Annotated in this window: 16 protein-coding genes and 2 pseudogenes; all 18 read right to left on the reverse strand. The window is 46.8% G+C overall.

Annotation, left to right across the window (positions count from 1 at the left end; genetic code table 11):
* Positions 1-476 (reverse strand): annotated as a pseudogene (locus JL57_RS20920) (2-oxoacid:acceptor oxidoreductase subunit alpha); the annotation flags it as partial.
* Positions 469-684 carry a ferredoxin family protein gene (locus JL57_RS20925; RefSeq protein WP_034143891.1) on the reverse strand — a complete coding sequence of 72 codons (216 nt, stop codon included), beginning with the start codon at positions 682-684 and terminating at the stop codon, positions 469-471. The pseudogene JL57_RS20920 and the gene JL57_RS20925, both read right to left, overlap by 8 nt.
* 130 nt (positions 685-814) lie before the next feature.
* On the reverse strand, positions 815-1372 hold the full coding sequence (locus tag JL57_RS20930; protein WP_034143932.1) for a Fe-S-containing hydro-lyase: 558 nt from the start codon (positions 1370-1372) through the stop codon (positions 815-817).
* Positions 1373-1375: 3 nt separating this feature from the next.
* Positions 1376-1531 (reverse strand): annotated as a pseudogene (locus JL57_RS35125) (fumarate hydratase); the annotation flags it as partial.
* Between the two features lie 495 nt (positions 1532-2026).
* Positions 2027-3964, reverse strand: a complete 1938-nt coding sequence (locus JL57_RS20940) for a sigma-54-dependent Fis family transcriptional regulator (RefSeq protein ID WP_034143893.1) — start codon at positions 3962-3964, stop codon at positions 2027-2029.
* A 569-nt stretch (positions 3965-4533) separates the two neighbouring features.
* Complete coding sequence (locus tag JL57_RS20945) at positions 4534-5721, reverse strand: thiolase family protein (RefSeq protein ID WP_034143894.1); 1188 nt, start codon at positions 5719-5721, stop codon at positions 4534-4536.
* A 222-nt stretch (positions 5722-5943) separates the two neighbouring features.
* A complete protein-coding gene (locus JL57_RS20950) occupies positions 5944-6357 on the reverse strand; it encodes a VOC family protein (protein WP_291300373.1) in 414 nt (137 codons plus the stop codon).
* A gap of 77 nt (positions 6358-6434) precedes the next feature.
* Positions 6435-7214 (reverse strand): enoyl-CoA hydratase/isomerase family protein, encoded by a 780-nt coding sequence (locus tag JL57_RS20955; protein WP_034143895.1) that lies wholly within the window; start codon positions 7212-7214, stop codon positions 6435-6437.
* A gap of 29 nt (positions 7215-7243) precedes the next feature.
* On the reverse strand, positions 7244-8086 hold the full coding sequence (locus tag JL57_RS20960; protein ID WP_034143896.1) for a 3-hydroxyacyl-CoA dehydrogenase family protein: 843 nt from the start codon (positions 8084-8086) through the stop codon (positions 7244-7246).
* Positions 8087-8175: 89 nt separating this feature from the next.
* Positions 8176-9315, reverse strand: coding sequence for an acyl-CoA dehydrogenase family protein (locus JL57_RS20965; RefSeq protein ID WP_034143897.1), 1140 nt, complete (start codon positions 9313-9315; stop codon positions 8176-8178).
* 11 nt (positions 9316-9326) lie between these two features.
* Positions 9327-10538, reverse strand: a complete 1212-nt coding sequence (locus JL57_RS20970; RefSeq protein WP_034143898.1) for a thiolase family protein — start codon at positions 10536-10538, stop codon at positions 9327-9329.
* Between the two features lie 19 nt (positions 10539-10557).
* Positions 10558-11334, reverse strand: coding sequence for a glucose 1-dehydrogenase (locus tag JL57_RS20975; RefSeq protein ID WP_034143899.1), 777 nt, complete (start codon positions 11332-11334; stop codon positions 10558-10560).
* Between the two features lie 45 nt (positions 11335-11379).
* Entirely contained in the window at positions 11380-12162 is a 783-nt protein-coding gene (locus tag JL57_RS20980) for an enoyl-CoA hydratase/isomerase family protein (protein WP_034143900.1), read from the reverse strand.
* Between the two features lie 333 nt (positions 12163-12495).
* Complete coding sequence (locus tag JL57_RS20985; protein ID WP_291300374.1) at positions 12496-13119, reverse strand: DUF4125 family protein; 624 nt, start codon at positions 13117-13119, stop codon at positions 12496-12498.
* 21 nt (positions 13120-13140) lie between these two features.
* Positions 13141-14121, reverse strand: a complete 981-nt coding sequence (locus JL57_RS20990) for a glycyl-radical enzyme activating protein (protein ID WP_291300375.1) — start codon at positions 14119-14121, stop codon at positions 13141-13143.
* A 97-nt stretch (positions 14122-14218) separates the two neighbouring features.
* Positions 14219-14476: a hypothetical protein gene (locus tag JL57_RS20995; protein WP_034143902.1), complete on the reverse strand. Its 258-nt coding sequence runs from the start codon at positions 14474-14476 to the stop codon at positions 14219-14221.
* A complete protein-coding gene (locus JL57_RS21000; RefSeq protein ID WP_034143903.1) occupies positions 14477-15391 on the reverse strand; it encodes a glycyl-radical enzyme activating protein in 915 nt (304 codons plus the stop codon).
* Positions 15392-15409: 18 nt separating this feature from the next.
* The gene (locus JL57_RS21005; protein ID WP_034143904.1) at positions 15410-15628 is read right to left on the reverse strand and encodes a hypothetical protein; all 219 of its coding nucleotides are present in this window, start codon (positions 15626-15628) and stop codon (positions 15410-15412) included.
* Positions 15629-15642: the final 14 nt, after the last annotated feature.

Below are 15642 nucleotides of genomic sequence, written 5' to 3' on the forward strand. Positions count from 1 at the left end.
TCAGCCATATTAAAGGCTATGACTGCAAGTTCATAACATTCTTGTACTGAGGAGGGGGTCAAGGCGATGATCGGATGGTCGCCATGGGTGCCCCACCTGGCTTGCATAACGTCTGCTTGGGCAGGAGCTGTTGGTAGTCCCGTACTGGGTCCCCCTCTTTGTACGTTGACCACAACACAGGGAACTTCCGTAGCAATGGCATAGCCCAAATTCTCCTGTTTTAGGGAAAAGCCTGGCCCGCTGGTGGCTGTTAAGCTTTTAAGCCCTGTCAAGGAGGCTCCGATGATCGCTGCCATACTTGCTATCTCATCTTCCATCTGGATAAAGGTACCCCCGACCAAGGGCAATCTCTCAGCCATTATTTCGGCGATTTCCGTCGAGGGAGTGATTGGGTATCCTGCGTAAAATAGGACTCCGGCCGCTAAAGCCCCTTCAGCAACCGCTTCATTACCTTGCATTAATCTAGCTTTATTCATCCTTTGTCACCTCGATATTGATGGCAAAGTCAGGGCAAAGCCGTTCACAAATCTTACAGGCTATGCACTGTTCTGGCTTAGCAACTTTAACCCTCCCTACTTCGTCACTTTCCAGCACTTTTTTAGGACAAAATACTATACATATTCCACACTTCTTACACCAATCTTGATTGATTAAAACGGTAGCAGTCGGTATCGCTAGTACCAAAACCTAAACCTCTCCTTATGCTTGCTGGGCACAAATCCAAAATTAAATACTCTGAGCATTGTCACTTTTCTCAATACCAGCAATTACTAATAATAATGTTGCTTGCACAGCCTGAACACATTTCTTAGCACTATACCCTGCGGTATTGGGCCTTGCCCATTTCGTAAAGATTGTACCCCTGGCTGTCTATAATTATCATAGCCGGGAAATCCTTAACTCTAAGGCGGTAGACTGCTTCTGTCCCAAGTTCAGGGTAGGCGATAACTTCGGACGAAATAATGTGTTTGGACATTAATGCTCCTGCGCCGCCAACGGCTCCAAGGTAGACCGCTCCGTACTCTTTCATCGCTGCGATTGCTTCCGGCGAGCACTGCCCTTTACCGATCATTCCGGTCAAGCCTATGGCAAATAAAGCAGGGGAATACGCATCCATTCTGCCGCTGGTCGTTGGTCCGGCAGAACCGATAACTTGTCCGGGTTTAGAGGGAGTCGGCTCCACAAAATAAATGATCTGGTCTTTAACATTGAAAGGAAGTTCTTCTCCGGAGGCTAAAGCTTCCACCATTTTTTTATGCGCGGCGTCCTGTCCGGTATAAATAATACCGCAGATGAGAACACTGTCTCCCACTTTAAGTTGCATAATTTTTTCTTTGGTCAGCGGAGTTTCGATCCGAATAACATCTGCCATCATTCATTTCTCCCTTCTAAATCTTGCTTCTTTATGTCGGGTTGCATGGCAGCTGATGTTTACAGCTACGGGCAGGCTGGAAATCTGGGTGGGGTAGACTTTAAGGTTAACCGCCAAAGCCGTGGTAGTTCCTCCGAAACCTTTTGGAGCCACGGTTAATGCTTCTTCAATGCGAGCCTTCTTAAAACTGGCCATAATGTCTTCACCCAAGTCATAGTTAGCCTCGATGCAGAGTTTCTCTACTGTTTGAATAATTTCATCTACATGGATTTTTTCACCTTCCATCCCCCATTCTTTTAACTTTTATATTAGTTTAATCCCGTACGGACGCTGGATATTGCGTCTACCCCTTAAACCAGTTCCAATACTTAAATATCATGCAATTCTTGTGCCTGCGGCAGAATTTTTTCCTGGGATATCTGAAGAAAAAATTCAACTAAACTGTGTTCAATCCGAAAGTAAGAGATACCTCCCCAAAGTGAAGAGGTACCCAAAGAACCCTTGTCAATCGGCTTACTGTAGAAGCCTCCCTGTACCTAAAAATACCTATGCGCATCTCCCCGGGAATTCCTTACTGGCACATTAGACCTTTAATTTTCCTTTAAATCCCAAAAAAATCATGCAGTAGGCAGAAAAATCATCCGGCCCTGTTCTTCACAACAAACGGAACTCCTCCAACTTTCGATAGAGAGTACTTCGGGCAATTCCTAATTCCAAGGCAGCTCGCTTTCGGTTGCCACCGTGCTTCTGCATTATCTGGATAATCGCATTTATTTCGGCCTCTTTAATGGATGTCCCTGCAACAGGCGGTTCATTCCCACCCGTCCCATACATACCAGCCGGCAGGTGTTCCAGTTTAATAATTGTCCCCGTCAGCAAATTTAAAGCGCGTTCAATCGTATTTTGCAGCTCGCGCACATTCCCTGGCCAGGCATAGCTTTTCAACGCTTCCAAAGCCGGCTGATCAATGCTAACCTCGGTTTTTCCCAGAAATTTTCCCAGTCTCCCGGCAAAATATAAAGCTAAAATAGCAATATCGCTTTTCCGTTCTCGCAGAGATGGCAAACTTAAATTAATAACATTTAACCTATAGAATAAGTCTACCCGGAAATTCCCTTTCTCTACTTCACCCTGTAAATTTCGATTGGTCGCGGTTATAATGCGCACATCCACAGGAATAACATCTTGACCACCCAGTCTGGTAATCTTCTTTTCCTCGATCACCCGCAGTAAATGCGCCTGCAATTCTAAAGGCATATCGCCTATTTCATCAAGAAAAATAGTACCTCCGTCAGCTAATTCAAATTTCCCTGGGTTTCCGCCCCTGCGGGCACCCGTAAAGGCACCTTCAACATAGCCAAACAATTCACTGCCTATCAATTCGCGGGGAATGGCCGCGCAGTTAAGCGCAACAAAAGGAAAGCGCGCCCTGTAACTTTCGTTATGAATTGCTTGGGCGAACACCTCTTTTCCAGTACCACTCTCCCCTGTTAATAAAATATGGCTGGCGGAAAGCGCAACTTTTCTGGCTGTGTTAATCACTTTAGTTATACTCGGATGAGAACCTACTATATCTTTAAACGTTAATTGCGCCTTAGCGCCGCCAATCTGTTTAACCAGCCTGTTGACCCGTCCTGTTTCCGAAAAAGCGAGTACGCTCCCTCTTTGTCCGCTTTTTAAAACCCGTAAGGTACGGATCGTTAAAGTACATTTAACCCAATTTTGGTTAACCTTGAATTGGATCAATTCATCATTAACAGGTTGATATCTTTTGATTAAGGTAATAATTCTCTCGAATCCAGGAATCATTTTTTTTAATTTTTCCAAAGTAATTAAATTCCATTCGACTCCATCCAACCCCAAAAGCTTGACGGCTACCTGGTTCATGTGGGTTACCTTTTCAGTCTCATTAAGAACCATCACACCTTCTGATAACGACTCCATGATCGCTTCTTTGAAATTGCTTTCTTGCTGCAAACGGAACTGATTTTCAATCGTATTGGCCGCCGCAACCACCATCCCCAAGGTATGCGGATGAGCTTTCCGATAATCGCCGGTCATATTTAAACAACCTATAACCTGCCCAAGATAATCGCGAATAGGAGCTCCGGAACAAGTTGCATTATGAGCGGACAAACTCCAGTGCTGCGGGCCTATAATCTGAACTGGCTGACCAGTAGCCAATGGAGTGCCCACACCATTTGTTCCCAGCAACTCTTCTGCCCAACATGCTTCCACCGTAAAATTAGAAAGCTTGCCAAATTCAAAGGCAGAAGCATCCCCATGGGCTTCCAAAATGTAACCGTCCTTGTCGGCAAAAACCGCCATAAAATCAGACCCTTTCACTAGATAGGCAAGCTTCTCCATAACTTGGTTGGTAATTACCAGCAACTCTTCCTGTTTCTCTCTTCGCTCCCTTAATTCCTTAGCCGAAGCCAAGTAAGGATTAGTCTTTAGAAAAGGATTTACATTCTGCTCCCGACAGCGAAGCCACGATTCCTTAATTATGGGAGGCAGATCGTTCGCCAGTGTACCTGTCGTAACAGCCTGTTTCCATTGTTGGCGCAACTCCTGCCATTGTTTATCCATCATACCACTCCCTCAAACCCTAGAATTCCTACCGAAGTTTTCCCGGTCATAAAGACCTTAGCAAAAAATATCTGTTTTTAAAACATTTACTGCCATATGCTTAGCATACCAAATTCGCAAGTAATGCTTCACGATAGACCAAGTGGACTAAAGCTTCACCATAGGTAAATAACTTTTGTCCTACAGGGAATAAATCCCATGATTTATTAGGAATTGAAAGATTTCAATGGATTGGGGGGCAAGGGAATTTCAATCTGTTACAGATGTTTACGATATTTTATTCACCGAATAATAAGATAATTCTGCACTTTATCCACCTTTTTGTCAAGAAGCCACTCCCCATTTCTCGGACTAGTGAATTCCCTACCAACTCCTTTCTAAGAGCCACGTTCGTCCCCGCCCAATGGTTTTTGCTAAACGTGAGAGCCAGCTACTCCACGGAGTAGCTGGCTCTCACGTTTAGCGTGTTTAACCAATTTTCCACCCATAACACGCCCAATATTTCTTTATGATAATTTTTCTATTAAGTTGTATAGTCATCGATCTGCATCCCATTGCTCTCCCAAATTTGATCAATCCAAATCTATTTCCACAATGACCGCCATACCCATTCCCCCTCCGGAGCAAAGCGTAGCCAACCCTGTTCGCAATTTTCTTTTGGCCATTTCATGGAGCAAAGTCACCACAATTCTAATTCCACTGGCTCCTACTGGGTGGCCCAGCGCAATTCCGCTCCCATTAACATTGGTGATGTTGCGATCCAGCCCCAGTTCCTTTTCCACTGCCAAGTACTGGGCAGCAAAAGCTTCATTAACTTCCCATAAATCGATATCTTTCAAACTCAGACCGGCTTTTTGCAAAGCCTTGTGGGTTGCCGGCACGGGACCGATCCCCATGTAATCCGGATCAACCCCGGCTACCGCATAGGAAATCAGCTTAGCCAAGGGCTTGATTCCTAAGCTTTGCGCTTTGCTCCTTGACATTATCAGCACTCCAGCGGAACCATCATTTATTCCGGAAGAATTTCCAGCGGTTACCGTCCCTTCTTTTTGAAAAGCAGGCGACGCTTTGGCCAATTTCTCCAAGGTTACGTCTGCCCGCGGATGTTCATCCGTATCCACAACTACCCCGGCACTTTTGCGCTTTGGTACCGTAACAGCCACTATTTCGTCCTTGAACCTACCGTCCTTGATAGCGCTAACAGCACGTCTCTGGCTTAACAGGGCCAATTCGTCCTGCGCCTCCCGACTTATGTTGTATCTCTGAGCAACATTCTCGGCCGTTATACCCATTCCCGCCCCGGTTCCCAGTTGAGTAAGCCCATCCCACATAGCATCACGCATTTCAATATGTTTCATTTGGGCACCCCAGCGCACTTCATCAACTGTGAAAGGAACAGTGCTCATACTTTCTGTGCCCCCGACCAATATAACGTCAGCATCGCCGCACCTAATCGCCTGTGCTCCAAAGGCCAAGCCGGTCATAGCGGAAGTACAAGTCCGGTGGATTGTTACAGCCGGCACCTCGACCGGAATGCCTGCCTGGAGGGCTGCTACCCTGGCCAAATTCGTCTCATCTTTAGTTCGTTGATAACAACAGCCCCAGATCACATCATCTATGATCCCGGGATCAATCCCTGTCCGGCGAATTAATTCCTGCATAACCGGCACTGTCAGAGACGGTGCCCTCATTTCCTTAAAAGCCCCTCCGAAACTTCCGATCGGAGTACGCACGGCAGCTACAATCACGACATCATCCATGTCCGTTCCTCCTCGAATAATAAAATTAGTTCCTGCCCCACACACAATCGTCTAAGGCCTGCTCCCAATCAATTTGTACCACTGCTTCCCCTTCCAAACACCCCTGCCTCCTTGTTAACGCAAACGGACTTAAGCCTCAGACGCTTGGCAGCTGACATTTTTTCCACAACCTCAGCCACAACATTCTCCCCTAAAACACCGGAGCCTTAAAGTGAGTGAAATTTACCGTTTCTCTGGATCGTAAACCTCAATTTGCACACCATGCGCAGACTTAGGATGAATAAAATTCGCCGTACCAAAATTTCCAGCAGCCGGTTTGTCCAACACAAAGATTGCCCCAGCCTCAGTCATGCGTCCCATATCTTCCTGAACATTATCCGACTTCAAAGAAACCAAGAATACCCCTTCTCCTTTGGAGTTTAGAAATTTGGCGATTGCAGTACTATCCGTCAGCGAAGCAATTAAATGGATCAAGACGCCGCCAACATCAAAGACCACTCCTTTTAACCCAGGAAAGGCAAAATCTTCCTCGCCTAAAACTTTAACCGGTTTAGCGCCAAGCATACCTTCGTATTTTTTAACAGCGGCATCAAGATCTTTGACAGCAATATTCAAACCATAAACACTTTTAATCATCAGAATACCTCCCACATATCTTATATTTAATCCTTACTTAAACTTTTCGATCAAAATATTCACAACAACCCTACGTTCTAAATTCCTTTAAAGGTTGGCTTGCGTTTTTCTAAAAAAGCTGCAGTTCCTTCTTTAAAATCGGCGCTGCCGGCTAGCATTCCCAGCCCTTGTGCCTCAAGATGATACATCAGTTTTCCATCACAACTCGTCCCAGCTGTTAGAGCCTTAATTGTTTTGAGCACCAAAGGCGGTCTTTGAACCAACTTAGCAGCCCAAGAACGGGCTTCAGTCAAAACTTGCTCGAAAGGCAGGGCTTTATTAACCAAACCGATTACCTGTGCCTCCTGACCATTGACAGGGTCTCCAAAACACAACAACTCCTTAGCCTTAAGCGGATTAATCATTTGCGGCAACTTAACAGTACCGCCTCCGGCCGGAATAGCCCCGATCTTAACCTCGGGCAGGCCGATGAGAGCATTTTCAGCAACAATACGGAAATCACAAGCCAACATCAGCTCACATCCTCCACCCAAGGCATAGCCGCGTACAGCCGCAATTACCGGTTTGCTTAAATCTTCTAATTTTTCAAAGCATTTTTGATATTTTCGGCTAAAATTATACCCATCGAATGTCGAATTAACCTTGTTAACCTCGGTAATATCCGCTCCTGTGCAGAAATACTTTTCCCCTCCGCAAATGATCAAGCATTTAACCGACTCAGATTTTTCCGACTCAGCGATAACCAGATCCAGATCGTCCAACATCTGCTGGTTAATAGCATTCATTTGGGCGGTCCTGTTCAGAGTGATTTCCAAGACTCCCCCGTCCAACGAGGTAAGCAAAGTTTCATAGTTCATACTCTTTCTCCCCTTTCAACGGCTGATCCCTAATACTTATAAAAGCCCTGCCCGGTCTTGCGCCCCAGCTGACCAGCGTTAACCATTTGCTTAAGCAGAGGGGCAGCCTTAAACTTAGGCCCGAATTCCTCTTCCAGAATCCCTAAAACAAAGACAACAACATCAATACCCACCAAATCCATCAGGGCACAGGGGCCCAAGGGTACATTGGTGCTGTAGACCATGCCATCGTCCACGTCTTTGCAGTTATTACCGTCCTGAACAGTGTAGGCAGCTTCATTGAGATAAGCATTGAGAATCCTACTGCTAATAAATCCGGCATAATCCAAGGCCACAAACGGAACCTTCCCCAGGATCTTGATAAACTCTATAGACGCACTAATCGTTTCTTCCGAGGTAAGCCTACCCTTGATCAGTTCGACCCCTTTCATAACCGGAACAGGATTCATGAAATGCATCCCTATCACATTACGGGGACGCTTAGTGACCGCGGCAATAGCGGTAATAGGCAGTGAAGAGGTGTTGCTTGCCAAAATGGCTTGTTCAGGAGCCAGCCGATCTAAATCCCGGAAGATTTTCGCTTTCAGATCAAGCTGTTCCGGAACAGCCTCAATAACCAAGTCCGAATCAGAAACAACTTCCAGAGAACTGCCAAGGGTAATACGGGCGAGAACATTTTTCCCCTCGCCGGCACTAATGCTTCCTTTCTTCTCCAATCTGAGCAAGCTTTGCTCTATAACTTGACGGGCACGAGCAAGCACCGACTCGTTGACGTCCAGCAGGTTCACACTATGCCCGGTCTGCGCCGCAACCTGCGCAATTCCGGCACCCATTGTACCGGCACCCACCACGGCAACCCTTGTTATTGTCATAAAATGTCCCCCTTTTTCAATGTTCTGTTGGCTTATTTTCTTTCAATAATGAACTTTCACCTAATCGCAAAATTCAGAATTCTTGGTGCCTAATATTGTTTTAACAAAGCACTAGCTATGATTTGCCTCTGAATCTGGTTCGTACCCTCGTAAATCTGAGTAATTTTGGCATCTCGCATTAACTTTTCCATCGGGTAATCTTTCATATAACCATAGCCGCCGAAAATCTGAAGTGCATCTACCGTCACCTTCATAGCCGTATCACTGGCCATACATTTACAAGTGGCGCTCAAAAGACTGTCAACATTACCCTCATCAATTTTTACCGCCGCCTGCCAGACAAGCAACCTGGAAGCCATGATGGCCATAACCATGTCGACCAGCATGAATTGGATAGCCTGGTGCTCAGCAATCGGTTTGCCGAACTGGATCCGCTGCTTAGCATATTTTACGGCCTCATCCAACGCTCGTTGGGCAACCCCGACAGCACCGGCAGCAATTGTCGGCCGGGTGATGTCCAGAGTGTGCATAGCAATTTTGAAACCGTCTCCTTCATTACCCAAACGATTTTCGCTGGGAACCCGTACTTCTTCAAATAAAACTTCACCAATGTGGGAAGCCCGGTCACCCATCTTATTTTCCTTTTTCCCCATAGACAGCCCTGGAGTATCCCCCGGCACCATAAAAGCAGTCAGTCCTTTAATGCCCTGGGTTCTGTCCGTGCTGGCAAACACTGTATAAAGATCTGCTATCCCGCCGTGCGTGATAAAACACTTAGTCCCATCTATGACGTAGTCATCCCCTACTTTTTTAGCCCGGGTCGCAATCGCACTCGCGTCTGAGCCTGCGTTAGGCTCTGTTAAAGCGAAAGCCGCTAAATGAGCTGTTTGTGCAAAAGGAGGGAGCAGCCTTTGCTTCTGTTCTTCGCTGCCGCTTAGCAGGATAGGCGTAAGCGCCAGACTAGTTCCGCCAAAAGCTCCAAAAACTCCTAAACAGCCGTAGGCCAACTCCTCATACACTAAGTTCTCAGTGAAATGATCCAGTTCCTGACCACCATACTTTTCCGGTATATTCAAGTTCCATAAACCAATTTCCATAGCCTTTTTCACCACAGGCCACGGAAACTCGGCCTTCTCGTCATATTCCGCAGCAACAGGAATAATCTCGTTCTTAGCAAAATCCCGGGCCAGCTTTTGAATTTCTTTTTGTTCGTCACTAAGTTCAAACAACTCTTCCCCCCCTAATCAACACGCACAATAATTGCATCTCCTTGAGCCAACCCTCCACAAATGGCTAGCGCGCCATATCCACCTCCCCTTCGTCTGAGTTCGTGAACCATAGTCATGACCAACCGGGCACCGCTGGCTGTATTGGCGTGCCCAATGGCAATCGCCCCGCCATTGACATTCAACCTATCCCGAAGCTCCCGGAGTTTTCCCCGGTCACCGTCAGCCAAAATCTTGCTGCTGACGAGAGTCACGGCAGCAAAAGCCTCGTTGATTTCCAGCAACTTCATATCGTACAGTTTAAGCCCCGACTTAGTTAAAGCGGCCCTGATTGCTGCAGCGGGGGCCTCTGCCAGCAGGTGAGGTTCTAAGGCTATGCTTACACCAGTCACCACCGTGGCTAAAACTGGCAAACCCAAGCTCTGAGCTTTACTCTTACTCATCAGGAGCACCGCTGTCGCGCCATCGTTGAGACCGGGTGCATTGCCCGCCGTACAAGTGGGACTGCCATAAATCGTGCTGAGCTTGGCCAGCTTCTCCAAGGATACATCCGGTCTGTATTGCTCATCGATCTCTAATAAACCGTCAGCCCCCTTCTGCTTACTTGGCACTCTGACTGGAATCATTTCCGCTTGGAACTTTCCGGCGTTATAAGCTTGACCGTACAGCAGATGACTGCGCACCGCCCATTCGTCCTGTTCCTGACGACTCACCCCATGTAATAAGGCCACGTTTCCGGCATCCACGGCAACAGGCGCAAAATCCTTATACCCCAACTCAAAAAGAGGGTCTTCCATCACAACCGGCCCCATGCGATGACCCGCAAATCTCAGGTTTCGAACAATAAGCGGCATCTGGCTAAAAATTGTTACCCCGCCGGCAATCACCACCTCGGCTTCACCAGCCAAGATGGCCTGCAAACCCAAACGAATAGCCGTTGTCGCCGAAACACAAGCCTTATCCAGGGATAAGGACGACGTTTCAGGTGCCAAGTCGGCCTTCAAGAGGGTTTGCCGGGCAATCACCGGGGTGTAAACATCTTTGAACGACGCTGTATCCCCAACCCCCCAGAAAACATCATCTACCTGGCCGGTATAGTTCACCCGGCCGATCACTTCGCGCATGACTATCGCTCCCAGATCAACTGGGCTATAGTCTTTTAAACTACCGCCATATTTACCAAAAGGAGTTCTGACAGCACTGACAATCACAATTTCTTTCATCATCCCTCACCTTTCTTGTTCGTCAATGGATGCACCATCCTCCGTCGACACTCAGCACCTGGCCGTATACGTAATCGGAAGCGCCCGACGCTAAATAGACCACGGCACCTTTCAGATCCTCCTCGTTACCAAAACGTCCGGCAGGAATCATGTTTAGAAACAAATCACGGCGCATCTCAATAACTTTTTCCGCCATATGAGTCGGAAACCAACCTGGTGAGATAGCATTAACATTGATGCCATAAGGAGCCCACTTAACCGCCAAATCTCTGGTCAAATTGATAATTCCCCCTTTGCTGGCATTGTAAGCTACCGCATCCATGACTTCTTCCTTAGCGCCCACCTTGCCCATGACGGAAGCAAGATTAATGATTTTCCCCGCACCCTGGCCTTTCATCACCTGAAAAGCTTCCCTGGCGGCTATAAAGCTTCCAGTCAGGTTGACGTCAAGCACCTGCCGCCATTTAGCGGCGGGGTACTCTCCTGCGGTCGCTCCCCAAGTAACTCCCGCATTATTCACAAGTATGTCAAGGCGGCCGAAAACCTCCCGAGTCCGGTTTACCATGGCCACAATATCTTCTTCCCGTGAAACGTCGCAGGCTAAGGGAACGACTTTCACACCATACATCTCGCTGATTTCTGCAGCTGCCTTTTCACACCGTTCAAGTTTGCGCGCCGCTATAACCAGATTGGCTCCATATTCCGCCAAAGCACAGGCCATTTGTTTGCCCAATCCTTGAGAACCTCCGGTAACGATTGCCGTCTTGCCCTCAAGTCTAAATAAATCTTTTTTCTTCACTATCCTCACCCCTCTTTTTCTCTGACAAAGCAATGACGTTCCTTTTCAGCGTCCGGTAAATTGCGGTGGTCTCTTATCAAGAAACGCTTGCATCCCTTCTTTTTGGTCCAAGGTAGAAAAGCAATGAGCAAAACAATTAGCCTCAAACTCCAATCCCCCGCTGCTGTCCGGACCCACTGCCCGCCGAATTGAGCGTTTCGCCATGGCTATAGCTACTGGCGCCTGATGCGCAAGCCTTTGCGCCAGTTCCATAGCCGCACCCATTAACTGTTCTTGTTCCACAACCTTATTGAGCAGCCCTAGGGCTAGGGCTTCCTCAGCCGTAAGGATTTCTGCCAGCATAATCATCTCCTTGGCTTTACTCACTCCCACCAGTCCAGCTAGACGCTGAGTACCTCCGCTGCCTGGAATTATTCCCAGCTTAGTCTCCGGCAAGCCAAACTTGGCACTCCGCACGGCCACCCGGAAATCGCAGGTTAGAGCCAATTCAAACCCTCCACCCAAAGCAATCCCATTGACAGCGGCAATTACCGGTTTGGACATCGTCTCAATCAGCATAAGGGCTTCTTGAGCAATTGTCGCGAACTGCAGAGCCTGATCAGCAGTCATGGAACTCATGGCTGTAATGTCCGCTCCGGCCACAAAAGCTTTATTCCCTGCGCCGGTAATGATTACAACTTTAACTGTAGAATCCGCCGTCAAGGCCAACAAGCTCGAGGTAAGCTCATGATACACCGCAGGACTTAAAACATTAAGAATTTCCGGTCGGTTGATCGTGACCATCCCTATCCCATCTCTGACATCAGTCACTAAGTAAGCAAAATCCATCGTTTATAACATCTCACCTTCATGGTTAATGGTTTTCCCCCACCATTCAGCACTGACTCCATACATCATTGCAAGTTACATGCCAAATTCTCATCCAACCCAGTATGTAAGGATTGTTAGATAGTGTATTAAACAAGGACAGTTACCAAAAGGGGTAACTGTCCTAATATAAAACGTTTGACTCTAAGCTGTGTGTTTCGTTGTCTCACCTCTATACAACTGTCCGAATATAAAACACTTTCCGTGGGCCAATATTTTTTAATGCTCACAACTTACGCTCCTAGGCGAAAATTGTCATAGCAGATTATCAATGTTCTTTCTAGTCTTAGGCCATCATGATTTCTGTTTAATTATTTTATTGGCCTCTGCCAAGGAATTAAAGCCATATTGTTTCACCATAGAGTTAAGCGTAATTTCTGAACCATTTATATTTTCCGACTTTTGCCATAAAATATTTTTGTAGTACATTTCTAATGTCGTAAGCGAATAAGTGGCAAGTTCTCCCCGTAAATACGTTTCGATAGACGTTATAAACTGGCTGTCTTCTGTGCTATGAATGGGTCTGCCCCTTTTCACAAGACTAGGATACTCAACTGACAGTTCCTCCTCCCATTCCAGAACGATTTGAACAATATTCTCAATCACCTGCAGAGTTTCAGGTTCTAAAACTGGGAGCCGCTTCTCAAGACGATCATAATACTCCCATGGAGAAGTTGATTTCATCATACGGGCATATTTTTCCATTAACAGGTTTCTATTATTTTTCTGGGCCTCAGAAAGGTCAGTCAGATAGCTTTCCAGAGCATCCTCTGCCCAACTAACAGCTTGGCTGTATCTCATAATCTTAAAAGTTTTCGGATCTTCCTGACAGGACGCTTTGCCACCGATATTGGACAACATATGAAACATGTTCCACTCAAGATCAATGATCTTGGCAATTAAGGCTTCTTTTCTCACTATATGGCCTCCCCCCTCTGCTTATCCACCCAGCCGATTCGGTTTCAAACCGTTAGCTCTGAATATTTCTTCAATTGCCTCCTGTTTCTCAACAGGATACCACTCCCCGACAGTGAAAGGATAATCCAAACCGAGCAATCTGTAGCTCTGTCCGGCCCAAGGATGAAATGGCAGAATGTCAACTTCTATTAAGCCCAGCGCGCTGATAAATTGAGCAGTTTTTTGCATATTCTCAGCGGAATCATTGATTTCCGGAATTACCGGAACACGCACCCTCATTTCCACTCCGCCCCTTGCAATTATCCGCCTGGCATTCTCCCGAATCAAATCGTTTGAAACTCCGGTAAACTCCTTGTGGACCTTATGGTCCATATTTTTAAGATCAAAAAGCACGACGTCGGTGTAATTCAACATTTCATTCAAAATATCCCACCTAACATAGCCACACGTGTCTAAAGCGGTGTTAATCCCTTTTTCTTTGGCCGCCTTCAGCAGTGCCAGGCAAAACTCGGGCTGGGCCGTTGGCTCCCCTCCTGACAAGGTTAGGCCACCGCCATCAGAATTTTCATACATAAGCCGCTCTTGCGCCACTTTCTCAATCACCTCAGCGACGGTCATTATTTCTCCGGAAATAACGAACGCAGCTTGAATACATACTTCAACACATTGTCGGCAGCCAAGGCAAAGTCCTTTATCTATCCTGATCTTCCTAACCATTTTATCTCTGATCTTCACCGATATGCTTCCTGGAGCAGCTCCTGTCACGTCCTGCTCCAAGCACTCCACCACTTGCAGGGCGCCGGTAGGGCAGATGTCATCGCACTGACCACAGTCATTGCACTTAGACCACAAATGAAAAACCTCCGGATAATGTCTCACCCCTTCCGGGTTGTGACACCACCGACAGTTAAGCCGACAACCTTTGAGAAAAACAGTGGTTCTTACACCTGGTCCATCGAACATCGTAAAATACTGGATATTCGTAACTACTCCTGTAATCATATCCTTCTCCTTCTACTGAACGGAACGGTCAAGACCGATCCTAATACATGAACGGAACGGTTTTGACCGATCCCTACTGCCCTGAAAATACCAATTTTCATTCATCAGTGGTACCGCGCAGCGGCATGGGGCTCTGACTAGTGCCAGAAAAATTTACTTCAGTTTTTTGGTTTGCTGATTCTTCAAAAAGCACCCGGTCGACATCGACAGTCTGTCTCTTACCACACTCCTGGCACTCCCGCACGGAAAGAACCGGACCACAACACCTTCCTCCGCCAGCATAGTCTAGACCAGCAATTTTAAACTCGGCTAACCTTCCTTCATAGCCACATTGCGAGCATTTCATCTTTCCCATCTACCCCCCAATGGTAACCTCAAAACCTGAATTATTAAGTATTTTCTCGAATTCCGCCACACCCTCAGGAAACAGGGCTTCTACTCCGGCAAAAACATAAGTTCTGTCCAGCTGTTTGTATTTACCTTCAGCCCAGCTGTGGAAAGGTATAAGGTCAATCCCTTCCACGGCAGACCCCAATTCTTTAGTAAACCGTGCTGCTTCTTCAATAAAACTCATTTGATCATTGACGCCGGGGATTATCGGCAGCCGCACCCTCATCTTCTTTTTTATGGAGGCAATTTTTTGGGCATTACGCAGAATGAGTTCATTCGGCACGCCGGTTACCTCCTGATGTGTCTGGGAATCCAAGCACTTGATATCCAGCAGAACCAAGTCAGTATAGCGGAGTGCCTGCTCCACACCCTCCCAAGGAGCAAAGCCGCTGGTGTCCAAACAAGTATGAATTCCAGCGTCTTGCGCCCGTTTTAAGAGTCCGGCAGTGAATTCCGGATGATAAAGACACTCCCCGCCCGATACAGTTAACCCTCCCCCGGAATTATCATAGAAAGCTCGGTCAGATTCGATTTCCTTCATTAAGTCCTCAAAACTCCAAGCTTTGCCAATTACCTCCAAGGCAGCATAGGGACATTCATGCACACAGATCATACACCGAGTACATTTTTCTCGATCTCGTTTGGGAAACTCCCCCTCCTGATAATAAACTGCACCTTCAGGACAGACGCCCGCACAATGCCCACATTTCAAACATTTTATTTCCATATGATAAAATTCCTGATACGGATTAATACATTCAGGATTATGACACCAAGTACAGTGTAAGGGACAACCTTTCATGAAGACGGTAGTTCTGATCCCCGGACCATCATTAGTGGAAAATCTCTGCACATTGGTGATCAGCAAATTTTCATTCATTCATCCCTACCACCCTTTTTAGTTGCTTTCCTTTATGAAATCCTTATGGGATGGTTTTTTCTCGTAATACTCGCAGGCCTCATCACGCAGGTTGATCATCCTGCCCTGTACCATCATCGCGGCCGAACCAGTTGTTGACTCCTTTTCATCGGCCACCCTGCTCCCATAAATACAATACCCTTCCATCGGTTGGGTAAGACCCATCCGCCCATAGCGGCACTCTTTACACTTTGCCATTTTCATCACTCCGT

The organism is Desulfosporosinus sp. BICA1-9 (assembly GCF_000802135.1).

What these genes read in the sequence shown, in the direction of transcription:
- JL57_RS20930 (WP_034143932.1), bottom strand. Translation starts at nt 1,372, where the DNA reads ATGGCAGATGTTATTCGGATCGAAACTCCGCTGACCAAAGAAAAAATT.
- JL57_RS21005 (WP_034143904.1), bottom strand. Translation starts at nt 15,628, where the DNA reads ATGGCAAAGTGTAAAGAGTGCCGCTATGGGCGGATGGGTCTTACCCAA.
- JL57_RS20955 (WP_034143895.1), bottom strand. Translation starts at nt 7,214, where the DNA reads ATGAACTATGAAACTTTGCTTACCTCGTTGGACGGGGGAGTCTTGGAA.
- JL57_RS20960 (WP_034143896.1), bottom strand. Translation starts at nt 8,086, where the DNA reads ATGACAATAACAAGGGTTGCCGTGGTGGGTGCCGGTACAATGGGTGCC.
- JL57_RS20990 (WP_291300375.1), bottom strand. Translation starts at nt 14,121, where the DNA reads ATGATTACAGGAGTAGTTACGAATATCCAGTATTTTACGATGTTCGAT.
- JL57_RS20950 (WP_291300373.1), bottom strand. Translation starts at nt 6,357, where the DNA reads ATGATTAAAAGTGTTTATGGTTTGAATATTGCTGTCAAAGATCTTGAT.
- JL57_RS20980 (WP_034143900.1), bottom strand. Translation starts at nt 12,162, where the DNA reads ATGGATTTTGCTTACTTAGTGACTGATGTCAGAGATGGGATAGGGATG.
- JL57_RS21000 (WP_034143903.1), bottom strand. Translation starts at nt 15,391, where the DNA reads ATGAATGAAAATTTGCTGATCACCAATGTGCAGAGATTTTCCACTAAT.
- JL57_RS20940 (WP_034143893.1), bottom strand. Translation starts at nt 3,964, where the DNA reads ATGATGGATAAACAATGGCAGGAGTTGCGCCAACAATGGAAACAGGCT.
- JL57_RS20945 (WP_034143894.1), bottom strand. Translation starts at nt 5,721, where the DNA reads ATGGATGATGTCGTGATTGTAGCTGCCGTGCGTACTCCGATCGGAAGT.
- JL57_RS20995 (WP_034143902.1), bottom strand. Translation starts at nt 14,476, where the DNA reads ATGGGAAAGATGAAATGCTCGCAATGTGGCTATGAAGGAAGGTTAGCC.
- JL57_RS20970 (WP_034143898.1), bottom strand. Translation starts at nt 10,538, where the DNA reads ATGATGAAAGAAATTGTGATTGTCAGTGCTGTCAGAACTCCTTTTGGT.